14 protein-coding genes are annotated in these 17,919 nt (G+C 71.9%); 11 read left to right on the top strand and 3 right to left on the bottom strand.

The annotated features are described in order from the left end of the window. Positions 1 to 184: 184 nt before the first annotated feature. The 3 genes from metH to GQS09_RS12780 all read left to right on the top strand — a co-directional run bounded on the left by metH (position 185) and on the right by GQS09_RS12780 (position 6,379). Positions 185 to 3,745, top strand: coding sequence for a methionine synthase (gene metH / locus GQS09_RS12790; RefSeq protein ID WP_165986163.1), 3,561 nt, complete (start codon positions 185 to 187; stop codon positions 3,743 to 3,745). Positions 3,746 to 3,902: 157 nt separating this feature from the next. Then, positions 3,903 to 4,625 (top strand): HAD family phosphatase, encoded by a 723-nt coding sequence (locus tag GQS09_RS12785; protein WP_165986162.1) that lies wholly within the window; start codon positions 3,903 to 3,905, stop codon positions 4,623 to 4,625. A gap of 158 nt (positions 4,626 to 4,783) precedes the next feature. Beyond that, positions 4,784 to 6,379, top strand: coding sequence for an ABC transporter substrate-binding protein (locus tag GQS09_RS12780; RefSeq protein WP_165986161.1), 1,596 nt, complete (start codon positions 4,784 to 4,786; stop codon positions 6,377 to 6,379). A gap of 39 nt (positions 6,380 to 6,418) precedes the next feature. On the opposite strand, the gene GQS09_RS12775 is transcribed toward GQS09_RS12780, so the two are convergent. Next, entirely contained in the window at positions 6,419 to 7,087 is a 669-nt protein-coding gene (locus GQS09_RS12775) for a response regulator transcription factor (RefSeq protein WP_165986160.1), read from the bottom strand. Between the two features lie 37 nt (positions 7,088 to 7,124). Beyond that, on the bottom strand, positions 7,125 to 8,141 hold the full coding sequence (locus GQS09_RS12770) for a PD-(D/E)XK nuclease family protein (RefSeq protein ID WP_165986159.1): 1,017 nt from the start codon (positions 8,139 to 8,141) through the stop codon (positions 7,125 to 7,127). A gap of 153 nt (positions 8,142 to 8,294) precedes the next feature. Here GQS09_RS12770 and GQS09_RS12765 point away from each other — a divergent pair, with 153 nt between their 5' ends. From GQS09_RS12765 to GQS09_RS12755, 3 genes are all read left to right on the top strand, one after another. Continuing rightward, on the top strand, positions 8,295 to 9,518 hold the full coding sequence (locus GQS09_RS12765) for a site-2 protease family protein (RefSeq protein ID WP_165986158.1): 1,224 nt from the start codon (positions 8,295 to 8,297) through the stop codon (positions 9,516 to 9,518). 76 nt (positions 9,519 to 9,594) lie between these two features. Beyond that, a complete protein-coding gene (locus GQS09_RS12760) occupies positions 9,595 to 10,488 on the top strand; it encodes a tRNA (adenine-N1)-methyltransferase (protein WP_165986157.1) in 894 nt (297 codons plus the stop codon). Positions 10,489 to 10,651: 163 nt separating this feature from the next. Beyond that, positions 10,652 to 11,278, top strand: coding sequence for a hypothetical protein (locus tag GQS09_RS12755; RefSeq protein WP_165986156.1), 627 nt, complete (start codon positions 10,652 to 10,654; stop codon positions 11,276 to 11,278). A gap of 64 nt (positions 11,279 to 11,342) precedes the next feature. Here GQS09_RS12755 and GQS09_RS12750 read toward each other — a convergent pair whose 3' ends face one another. Further along, positions 11,343 to 11,666 carry a ferredoxin gene (locus GQS09_RS12750; protein ID WP_165986155.1) on the bottom strand — a complete coding sequence of 108 codons (324 nt, stop codon included), beginning with the start codon at positions 11,664 to 11,666 and terminating at the stop codon, positions 11,343 to 11,345. 367 nt (positions 11,667 to 12,033) lie between these two features. Here GQS09_RS12750 and arc point away from each other — a divergent pair, with 367 nt between their 5' ends. From arc to prcA, 5 genes are all read left to right on the top strand, one after another. Beyond that, positions 12,034 to 13,797 (top strand): proteasome ATPase, encoded by a 1,764-nt coding sequence (arc, locus tag GQS09_RS12740; protein WP_165986154.1) that lies wholly within the window; start codon positions 12,034 to 12,036, stop codon positions 13,795 to 13,797. A 212-nt stretch (positions 13,798 to 14,009) separates the two neighbouring features. Further along, on the top strand, positions 14,010 to 15,521 hold the full coding sequence (gene dop, locus GQS09_RS12735) for a depupylase/deamidase Dop (protein WP_165986153.1): 1,512 nt from the start codon (positions 14,010 to 14,012) through the stop codon (positions 15,519 to 15,521). Positions 15,522 to 15,664: 143 nt separating this feature from the next. Next, positions 15,665 to 15,877 carry a ubiquitin-like protein Pup gene (locus tag GQS09_RS12730; RefSeq protein ID WP_093840721.1) on the top strand — a complete coding sequence of 71 codons (213 nt, stop codon included), beginning with the start codon at positions 15,665 to 15,667 and terminating at the stop codon, positions 15,875 to 15,877. 276 nt (positions 15,878 to 16,153) lie between these two features. Further along, positions 16,154 to 16,999 carry a proteasome subunit beta gene (gene prcB, locus GQS09_RS12725; protein WP_165986152.1) on the top strand — a complete coding sequence of 282 codons (846 nt, stop codon included), beginning with the start codon at positions 16,154 to 16,156 and terminating at the stop codon, positions 16,997 to 16,999. Positions 17,000 to 17,031: 32 nt separating this feature from the next. Then, positions 17,032 to 17,826: a proteasome subunit alpha gene (gene prcA, locus GQS09_RS12720; protein WP_165986151.1), complete on the top strand. Its 795-nt coding sequence runs from the start codon at positions 17,032 to 17,034 to the stop codon at positions 17,824 to 17,826. Positions 17,827 to 17,919 lie beyond the last annotated feature (93 nt).

Raw genomic sequence — 17,919 nt, 5'->3', positions numbered from 1 at the left:
CCTCGGCCGTCATTCGGTATTGCCGAACACTATCCGCTCATGCCGATACAGCGCTTTCGAGACGAGTTTAGGCTGTCCGGCCATCGGAATGATCCCGGCGGCGCGGCCCCGGACCGATACGCTGGCCGGGTGCGCCCCGCACCGGCGCATAGCCGACAGCCGTCGCATCCAGGGAGCACCCCATATGGCTTCGCCGACCCTGCCCGATTCCTCCACCGCCGCGGCCCACGGCGCCGCCGCCCCACCGGCCGCACCCGCCCCGGCCGCCGAACGCGCCCGCGCGCTGCGGGAGGCGTTCGCCGCCCGCGTGGTCGTCGCCGACGGCGGCATGGGCACCATGCTCCAGGCGCAGAACCCGTCCCTGGAGGACTTCCAGCAGCTCGAAGGCTGCAACGAGGTGCTGAACGTCACCCGCCCCGACATCGTCGCCGGTGTCCACCGCGCATACTTCGCGGCCGGGGTGGACTGCGTGGAGACCAACACCTTCGGCGCCAACCTCTCCGCCCTCGGTGAGTACGACATCGCCCACCGGGTCCACGAGCTCTCCGAGGCCGGCGCCCGCGTCGCCCGCGAGACCGCCGACGCCGTCACCGCCGAGGACGGCCGGCAGCGCTGGGTCCTCGGCTCCATGGGCCCGGGCACCAAGCTGCCCACCCTGGGTCACGTGGCGTACGGCCCGCTGCGCGACGCCTACCAGGCCAACGCCGAGGGCCTGCTGGCCGGCGGTGCCGACGCCCTGCTGGTGGAGACCAGCCAGGACCTGCTGCAGACCAAGGCCGCCGTGCTGGGCGCCCGCCGTGCCCTGGAGACCGCGGGGCTGGACGCCCCGCTGCTGGTCCAGGTCACCGTGGAGACCACCGGCACCATGCTGCTCGGCTCCGAGATCGGCGCCGCGCTCACCGCCCTGGAGCCGCTGGGCATCGACATGATCGGCCTCAACTGCGCGACCGGCCCGGCCGAGATGAGCGAGCACCTGCGCCATCTGGCCCGCCACTCCCGGCTGCCGCTTTCCTGCATGCCCAATGCGGGCCTGCCGGTGCTGGGCAAGGACGGCGCCCACTACCCGCTCACCCCGGCCCAGCTGGCCGACGCCCACGAGACCTTCCTCACCGAGTTCGGCCTGTCGCTGGTCGGCGGCTGCTGCGGCACCACGCCCGAGCATCTGCGCCAGGTGGTCGAGCGGCTCCGCGGGCGCCGCCCGGAGCCCCGCGTCCCGGCCCCCGAGCCAGGCGCCTCCTCGCTCTACCAGGCCGTCCCCTTCCGGCAGGACACCTCCTACCTGGCCATCGGCGAGCGCACCAACGCGAACGGCTCCAAGAAGTTCCGCACCGCCATGCTGGAGGGCCGGTGGGACGACTGCGTGGAGATCGCCCGCGACCAGATCCGCGAAGGCGCCCACATGCTGGACGTCTGCGTCGACTACGTGGGCCGGGACGGCACCGCCGACATGCGGGAGTTCGCCTCCCGGCTGGCCACCGCCTCCACCCTGCCGGTGGTGCTGGACTCCACCGAGCCCGAGGTGATCCGCACCGGACTGGAGTGCCTGGGCGGCCGGGCCGTGATCAACTCGGTCAACTACGAGGACGGCGACGGCCCGGACAGCCGCTTCGCCAGGATCACCCGGCTGGCCCAGGAGCACGGGGCCGCGCTGATCGGCCTCACCATCGACGAGGAGGGCCAGGCCCGCACCGCGGAGAAGAAGGTCGCCATCGCCGAGCGGCTGATCGCCGACCTCACCGGCAACTGGGGCTTCCGGGAATCCGACATCATCATCGACTGCCTCACCTTCACCATCTGCACCGGCCAGGAGGAGTCCCGCAAGGACGGCGTGGCCACCATCGAGGCCATCCGGGAACTCAAGCGCCGTCACCCCGAGGTGCAGACCACCCTCGGCCTGTCCAACATCTCCTTCGGCCTCAACCCGGCCGCCCGCATGGTGCTCAACTCGGTCTTCCTGGACGAGTGCGTCAAGGCCGGCCTGGACTCCGCCATCGTGCACGCGGCCAAGATCCTGCCCATCGCCCGGCTGGAACCCGAGCAGGTCGAGACCGCCCTGGACCTCATCCACGACCGGCGCCGCGAGGGCTACGACCCGCTGGCGAAGCTGCTGGAACTCTTCGAGGGCGTGGACACCAAGGCCATGCGGGCCGGCAAGGCCGAGGAACTGGCCGCCCTGCCGCTGGACGAACGGCTCCAGCGCCGCATCGTGGACGGCGAGCGCAACGGCCTGGAGGCGGACCTGGACGCCGCCCTCGCCGAACGCTCCGCCCTGCAGATCGTCAACGAGGTCCTGCTGGAGGGCATGAAGACGGTCGGCGAACTCTTCGGCTCCGGGCAGATGCAGCTGCCCTTCGTGCTCACCTCCGCCGAGGTGATGAAGTCCGCCGTGGCCCACCTCGAGCCCCACATGGAGCGGTCCGACGAGGCCGGAAAGGGCACCATCGTGCTGGCCACGGTGCGCGGCGACGTGCACGACATCGGCAAGAACCTGGTCGACATCATCCTCACCAACAACGGCTACAACGTGGTCAACCTGGGCATCAAGCAGCCCATCTCCGCCATCGTCGAAGCCGCGGAACAGCACCGGGCCGACGTCATCGGCATGTCCGGCCTGCTGGTGAAGTCCACCGTGGTGATGAAGGAGAACCTAGAGGAGCTGAACAGCCGGGAGCTCGCCGCCCGCTACCCCGTCATCCTCGGCGGCGCCGCCCTCACCCGCGCCTATGTCGAGCAGGATCTGCACGAGGTGTACCAGGGCGAGGTCCGCTACGCCCGGGACGCCTTCGAGGGGCTCAGCCTGATGGACGCGCTGATCGCCCACAAGCGCGGCACCGACGGCCCCGCCCTGCCCGAGCTGCGGCACCGCCGGGTCCGGGCCCGGGACGTGGCGGCCGAGCCGCTGCCCGACGTCACCGACGACTCCGTCCGCTCCGACGTGGCCACCGACAACCCGGTCCCGGTCCCGCCGTTCTGGGGCACCCGGGTGGTGAAGGGCATCGCGCTCAAGGACTACGCCTCCTGGCTGGACGAGGACGCGCTGTTCAAGGGCCAGTGGGGACTGAAGGCGGCCCGTGGCGACGGCCCCTCCTACGCCGAACTCGCCGAGACCGAGGGCCGCCCCCGGCTGCGCGGCTGGCTGGACCGGCTGCACACCGAGAACCTGCTGGAGGCCGCCGTGGTGCACGGCTACTTCCGCTGCTGGTCGGAGGGCAACGACCTGGTCGTGCTGGACGAGGACGGCCGTGAGCGCAGCCGCTTCACCTTCCCCCGCCAGCGCCGCGGACGCCGGCTCTGCCTGGCCGACTTCTTCCGCTCCAAGGACTCCGGCGAGACGGACGTGGTCGGCCTGCAGGTGGTCACCGTGGGCTCGCGGATCGGCGAGGCCACCGCCGAGCTGTTCGCCGCCGACGCCTACCGGGACTACCTGGAGCTGCACGGCCTGTCCGTGCAGCTGGCCGAGGCCCTGGCCGAGTACTGGCACGCCCGGGTGCGCGAGGAGCTGGGCATCGCCGGGGCCGACCCGGACAGCCTGGCCGGCATGTTCCGCACCGAGTACCAGGGCTGCCGCTACTCCCTGGGGTATCCGGCCTGCCCCGAGCTGGAGGACCGGGCCAAGATCGCCGACCTGCTCCGGCCGGAGCGGATCGGGGTCAAGCTGTCGGAGGAGTTCCAGCTGCACCCGGAGCAGTCCACCGACGCCATCGTGCTCCACCACCCCGAGGCCAACTACTTCAACGCCCGCTGACCCCTCCGGGCACCGGCCGCGCCCGGCCGCGCGCTGTGCGACAGTGCCTCCACGGGCGTAGACTGGCCGGTCCGGAAAAGGCCGGCCGGGGTTCCCGAGGGAATCACGGCCGGCCTTCGTGTCCCGTGCGGGACGTGGCCCCATCGGAGGTATGCGGATGACGACCTTCCTGCCCGCCACCGGCACCCTGCCGGACTCGGCCGCGGCCCCCCAGGCCGTGCTGCTGGACATGGACGGCACCCTGGTGGACACCGAGGGGTTCTGGTGGGACGCCGAGGTCGCCGTGTTCGCGTCGCTCGGGCACACCCTGGCCGAGGAGCACCGGGAGATCGTGGTCGGCGGCCCGATGACCCGCAGCGCCGGCTACCTGATCGACGTCACGGGCGCCGACATCACCCTGGACGAGCTGACCGTGCTGCTCAACACCGCCTTCCTGCGGCGGATCGAGCGCGAGGTGCCGCTGATGCCGGGCGCCCGCCGGCTGCTCACCGAACTGGCCGCCCACCGGGTGCCCGCCGCCCTGGTCTCGGCCTCGCACCGGGCCGTGGTGGACCGGATGCTGCGCCACCTCGGCCCGGAGAGCTTCGCCCTCACCGTGGCGGGTGACGAACTGGCCCGCACCAAGCCGCACCCCGACCCGTATCTCACCGCCGCCGCCGGGCTGGGCGCGGACCCGGCGCGCTGCGTGGCCATCGAGGACACCCCGACCGGGGTGGCCTCCGCCGAGGCCGCGGGCTGCCGGGTGGTGGCGGTGCCCTCCGTCGCCCCGGTGCCGGGCGCCCCCGGACGCAGCGTGGTGGGCTCGCTCACCGAGGTTGACCTGCCGTATCTGCGCGCCCTGTGGGCCGACCCCGTGGACGAGCCGCTGCCCGCCGTCTGACGGCCCCTCCGGTGATGTTTCTCACGGTGCGTCGGGCAACTCCTGATGCGGGTGTGGCGAAGCTTCCGGGCTACTGTCTTCTGGGCCCGCATGGGCGCGGACACCCCGGATGACCTGGCCGGACCTGGTCACAGCCGCGGAACGCAAAGGACAGGCACGTGAGGAAACGCGTCCAGTGGGCGGCGCTCGCCGTCTCGGCGGGAACCGCCGCCGCCCTGCTCACCGGATGCGGATGGACCGGGGACCCCGGCGCCGGGGGCGACGGACGGATCGTCATGGGGATGACGGACACCGTCTCCTCCCTCGACCCGGCCTCCGGCTACGACCCCGGCTCCTGGCTGGTGTTCAACAACGTCTTCCAGTCGCTGCTCAGCTTCCCGGCCGGCGGCAGCGAGCCGCAGGCCGAGGCCGCCGAGAGCTGCCAGTTCACCGACCCGGCGAACCAGCGCTACATGTGCGTGCTGCGCGAGGAGCTGACCTTCAGCAACGGCCGCCCGCTGACGTCGAAGGACGTGAAGCACTCCTTCGACCGGTCGATCCGCATCGACGACGAGAACGGCCCGGCCGCGGTGATGCTCTCCACCATCGACCGCATCGAGACCCCGGACGAGCGCACCGTGGTCTTCCACCTCAACCAGCCGGACGCCACCTTCCCGCTGAAGATCGCCTCCGGCGCCGGCTCGATCGTGGACCACCGGGAGTACCCGGCCGACGCCCTGCGCACCGACGGCAGGGCGGTCGGCTCCGGCGTCTACACCCTGGACTCCGCCGACGGCGACCGGCTCACCTTCTCGGTGAACGACAGGTACCGCGGGCCCGCGCGGGCCAAGAACGACGGAATGACCCTGAGACTCTTCGAGGGCGACCAGCAGGGCCTGAAGGAGGCCCTGGAGTCCGGCCGGGTCGACATCGCCTACCGCGGTCTGGCGGCCGAGGACATCGCCGGCCTGGACCGCTCGGCCACTCTGGGCCAGGGCACCCTCAAGGTGGTGGACGGCACCAGCGCCGAGGTCCTGCACATGGTCTTCAACCTGGACGACCCGGTGGCCGGGAACGAGGGAGTGCGGCGCGCCGTCGCCCATCTGCTGGACCGCTCCTCGGTGGTGCGCGACGTCCACCAGCGGACCACCGAGCCGCTCTACTCGGTGATCCCGGCCGGCATCACCGGCCACAACACCGCCTTCTTCGACCGCTACAGCGACTATCCGCAGCCGGACAAGGCGCGCCGGGCGCTGCTCGACGAGGGCATCACCGAGCCGGTCGACCTCACCCTGTGGGTGACCCCGGTGCGGTTCGGGCCCGGCGTCGAGCCGGCCTTCGAGAACATCGCCGGCCAGCTCAACGCCAGCGGCCTGTTCAACGCCACGGTGGAGAGCCTGGACACGGACGCCTACCTGGACGGCATCGCGGCCGGCGAGTTCGGCGTCTATGTGCGCGGCTGGGTGCCCGACTACCCGGACCCGGAGAACTTCACCGCACCCTTCTTCGGCCCGGACAACGTGCTCAACAACAACTACGACGCCGGCCCGATCACCGAGCGGCTCATCCCCCGCACCGCCGGGCAGAGCGACCGGGCCCGCACCGTCGCGGACTTCCAGAAGATCCAGGACATCGTCGCCGAGGAACTGCCGCTGATCCCGCTCTGGCAGGGCCGGCAGTACGCCGTGGCCGCCGAGGACATCAACGGCCTGCAGTGGAGCCTGGACGCCTCCACCGTCTTCCGCTTCTGGGAGATCAGCCGCACCGGCGGCTGAGCCCGGCCGCGCACCGCCTGCCCCGCCCGCCCCGGCCGCTCACTGGCCGGGGCGGACCAGCCCGCTCTCATAGGCGTACACCGCCGCCTGCACCCGGTCCCGCAGATCCAGCTTGGTCAGCACATGGCCCACGTGAGTCTTCACCGTGGTCTCGCTGACGAACAGATCCGCGGCGATCTCGGCATTGGACAGCCCGCGTGCCACCAGCTTCAGCACCTCCACCTCCCGCTCGGTGAGGGTGCTCAGGGAATGGGGCGCCTGCTGCTCGGCGGCGGGCAGATGCCCGGCGTACTTGTCCAGCAGCCGGCGGGTGACACTCGGTGCCAGCATGGCCTCGCCCGCCGCCACCACGCGGATGGCCTGTACCAGTTCGGCGGCCGGAGCGTCCTTCAGCAGAAAGCCGCTGGCACCCGCGCGCAGCGCCTCCACGACGTATTCGTCCAGATCGAAGGTGGTCAGCACCACCACCTTGGCCGGACCGTCCTTGGCCGGGCCGGTGATCCGCCGGGTGGCCTCCACGCCGTCCATCCGCGGCATGCGGATGTCCATCAGCACCACATCCGGCTGCAGGGCCCGCACCTGTTCCAGCCCCTGCTGGCCGTCTCCCGCCTCGCCGACCACGGCGATGTCCTGTTCGGCCTCCAGAATCATCCGGAAACCGGTACGCAGCAGCGGCTGGTCGTCCACCAGCAGCACCCGGATCGGCACGGCAGCTCCCCTCAAGCATCTGCACCGTCGACGGCTGTCATTCTCGCCCACCCGCCCCGCCTTCTCCCGGTGCGTCCCGCCGCGCGTCCGCCGCGGCGGTGCCGCCCTCCCCGGCGGCCTCGGCCGGACGGGGGCCGGGAACGGCCTCCGCCGGCAGCGCCGGCTGCACCGCCGGCGGATACGGCGGGGGAGTGCCGCCGAACTCCGGGCACCGCTCCTGATGGCTGCACCAGCCGCACAGCCTGCCCCGCTTCGGCCGCCAGTCGCCCGACTCGGTCGCCGCCCGGATCGCCTCCCACAGCGCCAGCAGCTTGCGCTCCACCGCCCGCAGCTCCGACTCCTCCGGATCATGCGTCAGCACCTCGCCGCTGCCCAGATAGACGAGCTGGAGCCGGCGCGGGATCACGCCCTTCAGCCGCCACACCACCAGCGCGTAGAACTTCATCTGGAACAGCGCCTCGGCCGCGAACTCCGGCCTCGGCGCCCGGCCGGTCTTGTAGTCCACGATGCGCACCTCGCCGGTCGGCGCCACGTCGACCCGGTCGATCACCCCGCGCAGCCGCAGCCCGGAATCGAGCTGCGCCTCCACGAACAGCTCCCGCTCGGCGGGCTCCAGCCGGGACGGATCCTCCAGCGAGAACCAGCGCTCCACCAGCTCCTCGGCATCCGCCAGCCAGCGTGCCAGCCGCGCACCCGGCCCGTCCTCCGCGGCCCCTGCGGTGTCTCCGGTCTCCGCGGTGCCGCCGGGGGCGGCGGCGTCGTCCTCGGCGAACAGCGAGGCCAGCTCCGGACGGCGGGTCAGCAGCCGCTCCCACTCCCGCACCACCAGGGCCCGCGCCCCGGGCACACTGCGCTCCGCCGCCGGGGCGTCGAAGACCCGCTCCAGCACGGCATGCACCAGGGTGCCCCGGGCCGCCTCCGGACTCGGCTCCTCCGGCAGCCTGTCGATCACCCGGAACCGGTACAGCAGCGGACACCGGAGGAAATCCGCCGCCCGGGAGGGCGACAGCGACGCGACGGGCGGGCGGGGCGGCGCGGACCGGGAACCGTTCATGGTCGGCAACCCTATGCCCCGGTACTGACACTCAGCGGCATACCATCGACAGCACAGCCGACTGAACGGCGGAACCCCGGGGCAGGATCGGACGGCCCGGGCGGTTCGCGCCGGAGCCCGGGGACCGGGGACCGGGCCAGCAGAGGGGAAGCGGTGGCAGGAAGCGAGAACGGGCGGTCCGCCGACGCGGAACGGCCGCGTGCCCGGGAGGCCGGCGGAGGCATCCTCATGGGCCGCCTCTTCGGCGTACCCGTCTACGTGGCGCCGAGCTGGTTCCTGGTCGCCGCCCTCATCACCTGGTTCTTCGGCAACCAGCTCGGCCGCGTGCTCCCCGAGCTGGGCACCGGCCGCTACCTGGTCTCGCTCTTCTTCGCGGTCGCCTTCTACGCCTCGGTCCTGGTCCACGAGCTCGCGCACACCGTGGCCGCGCTCCGCTTCGGCCTCCCGGTCCGGCGCATCCGCCTGCAGTTCTTCGGCGGCGTCTCGGAGATCGAGAAGGAGTCCGAGACCGCCGGCCGGGAGTTCGTCCTCGCCTTCGTCGGCCCGCTGCTCTCCCTGGTACTGGCCGGTGTCTTCTACGCCGGGATGCGCGTGGTCGCCGCCGGGACCGTGCCGGGGGTGCTGCTCGCCGGCCTGATGATCTCCAACCTGATCGTCGCCGTCTTCAACCTGCTGCCCGGCCTGCCGCTGGACGGCGGCCGGATGCTGCGTGCCGTGATCTGGAAGCTCAGCGGCAACGCGATGACCGGGACCGTGGCCGCCGCCTGGGTGGGCCGGGTGCTGGCCGTGGCCGTGCTGATCGGCTTCCCGCTGGCCACCCACACCAGCGGCCTCACCGACCGCTCCTCGCTCACCGGCGTGGACTCGCTCACCGACGGACTGCTGGCCGCCATCCTGGCCGCCATCATCTGGACCGGCGCCGGCAACAGCCTGCGCATGGCCCGGCTGCGGGAACGGCTGCCCTCGCTGCGCGCCCGTGCCCTGACCCGCCGGGCCGTGCCGGTGGCCGGCGACACCCCGCTGTCCGAGGCGCTGCGCCGGGCCAACGACTCCGGGGCCCGCGCCCTGGTGGTGGTGGCCGGGGACGGCAGCCCGCGGGCCATCGTGCGGGAGACCGCCATCGCCCAGGTCCCCGAGCACCGCCGCCCCTGGGTGGCGGTGGGCACCCTGGCGCAGGAGCTCACCGAGGGCATGCGGGTGCCCGCCGACCTCACCGGCGAGCAGCTGCTGGAGCATCTGCGGGCCACCCCCGCCACCGAGTACCTGGTGATCGAGGAGGGCGGCGAGATCTACGGGGTGCTCTCCGCCGTCGACGTGGAGCGCGCCTTCGTCAACGCCATGGCCAAGCACTCCGGCCCGCCCGCCGGCTCCTCCTGACCCCGGCCCGCGGCCGCCGGTCCGGCCGCCCGTCCGGCGGCCGGCCGGGCCCGGCCGTTGCACTAGGCTTGCGCATATGTCCGAACCGACCGGTGCCGCCCGCCGTCGCGGGCCCTTCCAGGTCGGGGACCAGGTTCAGCTCACCGACCCCAAGGGCCGCCACTACACCTTCACGCTCGAAACCGGGAAGAGCTTCCACACCCACAAGGGTGCCTTCCCGCACGACGAGCTGATCGGCGCGCCCGAGGGAACCGTCGTCCGCACCACCGGCAACGTCGAGTACCTCGCGCTGCGCCCCCTGCTCCCCGACTTCGTCCTGTCCATGCCCCGCGGGGCAGCCGTCGTCTACCCCAAGGACGCCGGGCAGATCCTGTCCATGGCCGACATCTTCCCCGGCGCCCGGGTGGTGGAGGCCGGGGTCGGCTCCGGATCGCTCTCCATGTTCCTGCTCCGCGCGGTCGGCGACGGCGGCATGCTGCACTCCTACGAGCGGCGGGCCGACTTCGCGGAGATCGCCCGGGGCAACGTCGAGCGCTACTTCGGCGGCCCGCACCCGGCCTGGCGGCTGACCGTCGGTGATCTGCAGGACACCCTCGGCGACACCGAGGTGGACCGGGTGATCCTGGACATGCTGGCCCCCTGGGAATGCCTGGAGGCGGTCGCCAAGGCCCTGGTGCCCGGCGGCCTGGTGTGCGCCTACGTGGCCACCACCACCCAGCTCGCCCGCACCGTGGAGACCCTGCGCGAGCACGGCAGCTTCACCGAGCCCGCGGCCTGGGAGACCATGGTCCGCACCTGGCACGTGGAGGGGCTGGCGGTCCGGCCCGACCACCGCATGGTCGGCCACACCGGCTTCCTGCTCACCTCCCGGCGGCTGGCCGACGGGGTGCAGCCGCCGCGCCGGCGCCGCCGCCCGGCACCGGGTGCCTACGGCGAGGACTACACCGGTCCCGGCGGCGGCCGCGGCTGAGCGGGGCCCCGGCCCTCCGGCCGCGGCACCCGCGCGGTGCGGAAATCCCGGCCGGGGGACGGGTTTTCCGTCCCCCGGCCGCGTCGCACGGGTGTGAGATGTGGCACGATGCTGGCCACCTCCACCGGCCCGTGCCACCCCGTTCCCCCCAGGAGTCCCCCGCGTGCAGCCCACGGCAGGCCCCGACCTCCCCCACACCCGTTCCGGTCCGCTCCACTGGCTCGCCACCGCGGTGCTGGTCGCCGCCGGGACCTGGGCGGCGTCCCTGGCCGGCCCGTCCGGCGCCGCGGCGGGTCCCCCGGCGGCCCCGGCCGTTCCGCAGGACGGCCCCGGGGCGGAGCCCGGGATCTCCGTCACGCCCCCCGACCCGGAGGCCGCCGCGTACCCGCTCGACTGCGGACCGTACGAGGTCGCGGTCACCGACCGGGCCGAAACCGATCTGGACCGGGACGGCCGGCCGGAGACCGTGGCCGTGGTCCGCTGCGACGCCGGCGGCGGCACCCCGCCCAACGGCGTCTACCTGCTCACCCACCCCGCGCCCGAGGCCGGCCCGCGGGCCGCCCCGGTGGTGGCCCACACCCTGGTCGACCCGGCGGACGGCATGCTGGTGGACCGGCTGGAGACGGACGGCGCCACGGTCACCGTGGCACTCTTCGGCTACTCCGGTCCCGAGGTCCCGCGGGCCGCCCCCGACCTGCACGGCGAGGCCACCTGGTCCTGGCGGGACGGGAAGCCCGTCATCGAGCAGGGCGCCCCGCCGGCCGCCCTGGCCGACCTGCACGGCGCCTGAGCCGCCCGGCCCGCGCGGGCACCGGCCCGCGCGGGCAGCCCCGCGCAGGCGCCGCCCGGGGCGGCTACGGCGCGTCCGGGCCGTGGACCTCGGCGCCGTCCGAGACCCGGCGCACATGGATGCACTCGCCCGGGCAGTCCCGGGCCGAGGAGACCACGTCGTCCAGCAGCGGCAGCGGCACCGGGGCCGCCGCGCCCGGCTCGGTGAGCAGCGGCGCCTCCTCGCCCGGCGCGGCCGGCGGCTTCACGTAGGCCAGCCCGTCGATGTCCAGCTCGAACACCTCCGGCGCGTACTGGGCGCAGATCCCGTCGCCGGTACACAGGTCCTGGTCGATCCAGACCTCCAGGGCGTCGGTTCGTTCCCCGGCGGATCGCTGCTGCGCGGTCATCGTCCCCTGCCCGTCCTTCGTCTGCGCCTGCCGCCGCCCGCGCCGCCCGCCCGTCCTGCCGGACGTGGTCCGGTGCCGGTCGGGCGGTGGTCCGGTGCCGGTCAAGCGATGGTTCGGCACTGGTCGGAAAATGCCGGTTCCGGTGCTCGTTGGCCGGCTACGACCATACATCTGTCCGCTTTGCGATGCCGTTGGGGATGCTGTGGGATGGGGTGCGGCGCTCGCTGGGTATTCCCCTTGAGTGAGGGAGTGCGCAAGGGTGAAGATCGGACACACCTTGGCCCGGTTCGTGATCTAGGGGTTTCGAACGACACCCGGCCAGGTAGGGTCAGAAAGCGTCCAGCTCCCCCTGGAGGAGGTGAGGACCGTGGCATCCCACGATGACGACATCAACCGCGGTATCCGGTCCGGTCGGGGGTCCGATGATCCCTCCCGGCAGGTTGCCGACCTGGAGCAGGAGATCACCGTCCTGCGCCGCAAGCTGGCCGACTCTCCGCGCCACACCCGGATCCTTGAGGAACGGATTGTCGAGCTGCAGACCAATCTGGCCGGGGTGACCGCGCAGAACGAGCGGCTCGCCAACACTCTGCGCGAGGCCCGCGACCAGATCGTGGCCCTCAAGGAGGAGGTCGACCGGCTGGCGCAGCCGCCGTCCGGGTTCGGCGTCTTCCTCGGCGCCAACGAGGACGGCACGGCCGACATTTTCACCGGCGGGCGCAAGCTGCGGGTGAACGTCAGCCCGTCCATCGACCTGGCGGAGCTGCGGCGGGGCCAGGAGGTCATGCTCAACGAGGCGCTCAACGTCGTTGAGGCCATGCTGTTCGAGCGGGCCGGGGAGATCGTCACCCTCAAGGAGATCCTGGAGGACGGCGAGCGCGCCCTGGTCGTCGGCCACACCGACGAGGAGCGCGTGGTGCGCCTCGCCGAGCCGCTGATGGACGCCACCCTGCGGGCCGGCGACGCCCTGCTGCTGGACACCCGCTCGGGCTTCGTCTACGAGGTGGTGCCCAAGAGCGAGGTCGAGGAGCTGGTGCTGGAAGAGGTGCCGGACATCGACTACGGCAAGATCGGCGGCCTGGGCGGCCAGATCGAGCTGATCCGCGACGCGGTGGAACTGCCCTACCTCTACCCCGATCTCTTCCGGGAGCACGAGCTGCGCCCGCCCAAGGGCGTGCTGCTCTACGGCCCACCCGGCTGCGGCAAGACGCTGATCGCCAAGGCGGTCGCCAATTCCCTGGCCAAAAAGGTCGCCGAAGTCACCGGCCAGCCCGCGGGCAAGAGCTTCTTCCTCAATATCAAGGGCCCCGAGCTGCTGAACAAGTACGTCGGCGAGACCGAGCGGCACATCCGGCTGGTCTTCCAGCGGGCCCGGGAAAAGGCCAGCGAGGGCACACCCGTCATCGTCTTCTTCGACGAGATGGATTCCCTCTTCCGCACCCGCGGCTCCGGGGTCAGCTCGGACGTGGAGAACACCATCGTGCCGCAGCTGCTCTCCGAGATCGACGGTGTGGAGGGCCTGGAGAACGTCATCGTGATCGGCGCCTCCAACCGCGAGGACATGATCGACCCGGCGATCCTGCGGCCCGGGCGGCTCGATGTGAAGATCAAGATCGAGCGGCCGGACGCCGAGGCGGCCAAGGACATCTTCTCCAAGTACCTCACCCCCACGCTGCCGATCCACGAGGACGACCTCCGCGAGCACCAGGGCAGCGCCGAGGCCGCCGTGGACGCCATGATCCAGACGGTGGTCGAGCAGATGTACTCGGAGACCGAGGAGAACCGCTTCCTGGAGGTCACCTACGCCAACGGCGACAAGGAGGTCCTGTACTTCAAGGACTTCAATTCCGGCGCCATGATCCAGAACATCGTGGACCGGGCCAAGAAGATGGCGATCAAGGACTTCCTGGACAAGGACCAGAAGGGCCTGCGGGTGTCGCACCTGCTCGCCGCCTGTGTGGACGAGTTCAAGGAGAACGAGGACCTGCCCAACACCACCAACCCGGACGACTGGGCCCGGATCTCCGGCAAGAAGGGCGAGCGCATCGTCTTCATCCGGACCCTGGTCACCGGGAAGCAGGGTGCGGACACCGGCCGGTCCATCGACACCGTGTCCACCGGACAGTATCTGTAATCGGGCGGATACTGGTAGAGCACCGACGCAGCGCAACCACGCCGGCTGCGGGGCGCGCCCTGGGCGGGCCCCGCAGCCGGCTGGTTTTCCCAGACAGTCCACAGGAAACCCGCAGTGATCTCGTCAGCGCGATCCGTGCCCCGTAGCCTCGAAGTAGCCTCGGTAGAGGCACGGCGGTCGCGACGGCGGCACCGGCGGGCAAGGAGGGCCGCATGACTGTACGGCGAGTGATGGGCATCGAGACGGAGTACGGCGTTTCCGTCCCCGGTCACCCCAATGCCAATGCCATGCTCACCTCGTCCCAGGTAGTGAACGCCTACGCGGCAGCCATGCACCGGGCCCGGCGCGCCCGCTGGGACTTCGAGGAGGAGAACCCGCTGCGGGACGCCCGCGGCTTCGACCTGGCGCGGGAGAACGCCGACGCCAGCCAGCTCACCGACGAGGACATCGGGCTGGCCAACGTCATCCTGACCAATGGCGCCCGGCTCTACGTGGACCATGCCCATCCGGAGTACAGCGCCCCCGAGGTGACCAATCCGCTGGACGCCGTGCTCTGGGACAAGGCGGGCGAGCGGATCATGGCCGAGGCCGCCCGGCGGGCCGCCGAGGTGCCCGGCACCCAGCCCATCCAGCTGTACAAGAACAACACCGACAACAAGGGCGCGTCCTACGGCTGCCACGAGAACTACCTGATGAAGCGGGAGACCCCGTTCTCGGACATCGTGCGGCACCTGACGCCCTTCTTCGTCAGCCGCCAGGTGGTGACCGGGGCCGGCCGGGTCGGCATCGGCCAGGACGGCGGCGAGCACGGCTTCCAGCTCAGCCAGCGCGCCGACTACTTCGAGGTCGAGGTGGGCCTGGAGACCACCCTGAAGCGGCCCATCATCAACACCCGGGACGAGCCGCACGCGGACGCCGAGAAGTACCGGCGGCTGCACGTGATCATCGGGGACGCCAACCTCTCGGAGATCTCCACCTACCTCAAGCTGGGCACCACCTCGCTGGTGCTGTCCATGATCGAGGACGGCTTCATCGCCGTGGACCTGGCCGTGGACCAGCCGGTGCGCACGCTGCACCGGGTCAGCCACGACCCCGGCCTGCGCGAACTGGTCACGCTGCGCAGCGGGCGCACCCTCACCGCGGTGCAGCTCCAGATGGAGTACTTCGAGCTGGCGCGGAAATACGTCGAGGAGCGCTGGGGCGACGACGCCGACGACCAGACCAAGGACGTCCTCGCCCGCTGGGAGGACGTGCTCACCCGGCTGGAGACCGATCCGATGAGCCTGGCCGGGCAGCTCGACTGGGTGGCCAAGCGGGAGCTGCTGGAGGGCTACCGCCGCCGGGACGGCCTGGGCTGGGACGCCGCCCGGCTGCACCTGGTGGATCTCCAGTACGCCGACGTGCGGCCCGACAAGGGCCTGTACAACCGTCTGGCGGCCCGCGGACGCATCGACCGGCTGCTGGACGACCAGGACGTGCTGCGGGCCCAGCGGACCCCGCCGGAGGACACCCGGGCCTATTTCCGGGGACGGTGCCTGGAGCAGTACGCGGGAGACGTGGCCGCCGCGTCCTGGGATTCGGTGATCTTCGACCTGCCCGGCCGGGACTCGCTCCAGCGGGTGCCCACCATGGACCCGCTGCGCGGCACGAAGGAGCACGTCAAGGATCTGCTGGACCGGTGCCGCACGGCGGAGGATCTTGTCCGGGCGCTCTCCGGGGGCTAGGTGCCCGCCAGGAGGGAATGATCGCAGTGGCTTCCCGCACCGGCGCCGCCGGTCACGGCGGTGACGCGGTCACCGGGGAGCCGATGTCAGCCCCTGCTTGTAGGGTCTGATCTCGAAGCTTCGAACCGAGCGGGGTGAGGCAGATGGCAAAGGACAACGGCGGCCAGCAGCGGGCGTCGCGCACCACCGAGGAAACCGAGGAACAGACTCAGGACGTCGAGGTCTCCGAGGAGCTCAAGGAGCGCCAAGAGGCCCTGAGTGACGACGTGGACTCGGTGCTCGACGAGATCGACGAGGTCCTGGAGTCCAACGCCGAGGATTTCGTGCGGGGCTTCGTGCAGAAGGGCGGGGAGTAGGCGCGGCGGGCGGGCCGGGCGCAGCCGCCCGGCCCGCCCGCGGAAGGCATTGCCCTCCGGGGCGGATGCGGGCCGGAGCCCGCAGCACGGGCGGGCGCGGTCATCGGCCGCGCCCGCCCCTGACCGGGCCGGAGCGGGGCGCCGCCGTATGATCCGCCCGGAGCTGCCGCCACCATGTGGATCATGGCCGCCCGGCGGGTAGGGTCCGTGTCGTACTCTGCTTCGCCTGCGCCCTGCTTGCGTCCTGCAGTCCGTCAACACTCCGGAAGGAATCCTGTGGCAGCCAACTCCCACGAACAGGGTCGTCTCCCGGCAGCCTTCCTGACACCGGGCTCCGCCTCGTTCCTCGACTTCCTTTCCGACCATGCCCCGGAGCGGCTGCCGAGCGGCCGGGGTCTGCCGCCGGTGAAGGGCCCGGTGGAGGCGCCGCACGGCACCACCATCGTGGCCGCCATCTTCCCCGGCGGCGTGGTGGTCGCCGGCGACCGCCGGGCCACCATGGGGAATCTGATCGCCCAGCGGGACATCGAAAAGGTTTTCCCCGCCGACGACTACTCCGCGGTCGGTATCGCCGGCACCGCCGGCCTGGCCGTGGAGCTGGTGAAGCTGTTCCAGCTGGAGCTGGAGCACTTCGAGAAGGTCGAGGGTGCGGTGCTGTCGCTGGAGGGCAAGGCCAACCGGCTGTCCGCCATGATCCGCGGCAACCTCGGCATGGCCATGCAGGGGCTCGCGGTCATCCCGCTGCTGGCGGGCTGGGACACGGACCGGGAGAAGGGCCGCATCTTCTCCTACGACGTCACCGGCGGCCGCTCCGAGGAGTACGGCTTCGCCGCCGTGGGCTCCGGCTCGCTCTTCGCCCGCGGCGCTCTGAAGAAGCTGCACCGGGACGATCTGACCGAGCAGCAGACCGTCACCGCCGTGATCCAGGCACTGTACGACGCGGCCGACGAGGACTCGGCGACCGGCGGTCCGGACGTGTCCCGGCGCATTTATCCCATCGTGGCAGTGATCACCGAGGACGGATTCCGTAAGCTCACCGAGGCAGAGGTCTCGGAGACCGCCCGCGCGGTGCTCGACCGCCGCCTGGAGCTGCCCAACGGGCCGCAGGCTCCGGTCCTCTGACCCCAGGTCCGATACAGGAAGGGACGCATCCGGTGACCACGCCGTTCTATGTCTCACCCCAGCAGGCCATGGCGGACCGCGCCGAGTACGCCCGCAAGGGCATCGCGCGGGGCCGCAGTGTGGTGGTGCTGCAATACACCGACGGCATCCTGTTCGTGGCCGAGAACCCTTCCCGGGCGCTGCACAAGGTGAGCGAGATCTACGATCGCATCGCCTTTGCCGCGGTCGGCAAGTACAACGAGTTCGAGAACCTGCGCATCGGCGGCGTCCGCTACGCCGACCTGCGCGGCTACACCTACGACCGCACCGATGTCACCGCCCGCGGCCTGGCCAACGTCTACGCCCAGACCCTGGGCACGATCTTCTCCAGCGCGGGGGAGAAGCCCTACGAGGTGGAGCTGATCGTCGCCGAGGTCGGCGAGACCCCGGAGGACGACCAGATCTACCGGCTGCCGCACGACGGCTCCATCGTCCACGAGCACGGCTCGGTGGCGATCGGCGGGAACGCCGACCAGATCGGCAGCCACATGAGCCAGCGGCACCAGGACGGCATGACCCTGGGTGCGGCGCTGCGGCTGGCCGTGGAGTCCCTCACCCGGGACAGCAACGGCTCCGAACGGGAGCTGACCGCGGATCAGCTGGAGGTGGCGGTGCTGGACCGCACCCGCCCGCAGCGCCGCAAGTTCAAGCGGATCGTCGGCCGCCCGCTGGCCCGTCTGCTGGAGGGCGACACCACCGCCGCCGAGGACGACGAGGAGGAGCCCGGCGGCAACGGGACCGGGAAGCCGGGCGGCTCCGCGGCCGGAGGCGGCGCGAGCGAGGACTGAGCGGCCGGGGCGGGGCGCCGCCGCTCCCGGCGGCTGCCGTTGCCGGGGCGGCTGCCGTGCCGGGGCGCTATCCGCCGGTCCCGTGCCGGCGGG

Source organism: Streptomyces sp. YIM 98790 (genome assembly GCF_011421595.1).
In the GTDB taxonomy this organism is placed as follows: Bacteria; Actinomycetota; Actinomycetes; order Streptomycetales; family Streptomycetaceae; genus Streptomyces.
The sequence above is the reverse complement of the archived record's forward strand: the minus strand, read 5'-3'. Positions and strand labels throughout refer to the sequence as shown.

Coding starts and splice junctions, on each gene's coding strand:
- metH (WP_165986163.1), top strand. CDS start 185: ATGGCTTCGCCGACCCTGCCCGATTCCTCCACCGCCGCGGCCCACGGC.
- GQS09_RS12770 (WP_165986159.1), bottom strand. CDS start 8,141: ATGAACGGTTCCCGGTCCGCGCCGCCCCGCCCGCCCGTCGCGTCGCTG.
- GQS09_RS12750 (WP_165986155.1), bottom strand. CDS start 11,666: ATGACCGCGCAGCAGCGATCCGCCGGGGAACGAACCGACGCCCTGGAG.
- GQS09_RS12785 (WP_165986162.1), top strand. CDS start 3,903: ATGACGACCTTCCTGCCCGCCACCGGCACCCTGCCGGACTCGGCCGCG.
- GQS09_RS12760 (WP_165986157.1), top strand. CDS start 9,595: ATGTCCGAACCGACCGGTGCCGCCCGCCGTCGCGGGCCCTTCCAGGTC.
- dop (WP_165986153.1), top strand. CDS start 14,010: ATGACTGTACGGCGAGTGATGGGCATCGAGACGGAGTACGGCGTTTCC.
- GQS09_RS12730 (WP_093840721.1), top strand. CDS start 15,665: ATGGCAAAGGACAACGGCGGCCAGCAGCGGGCGTCGCGCACCACCGAG.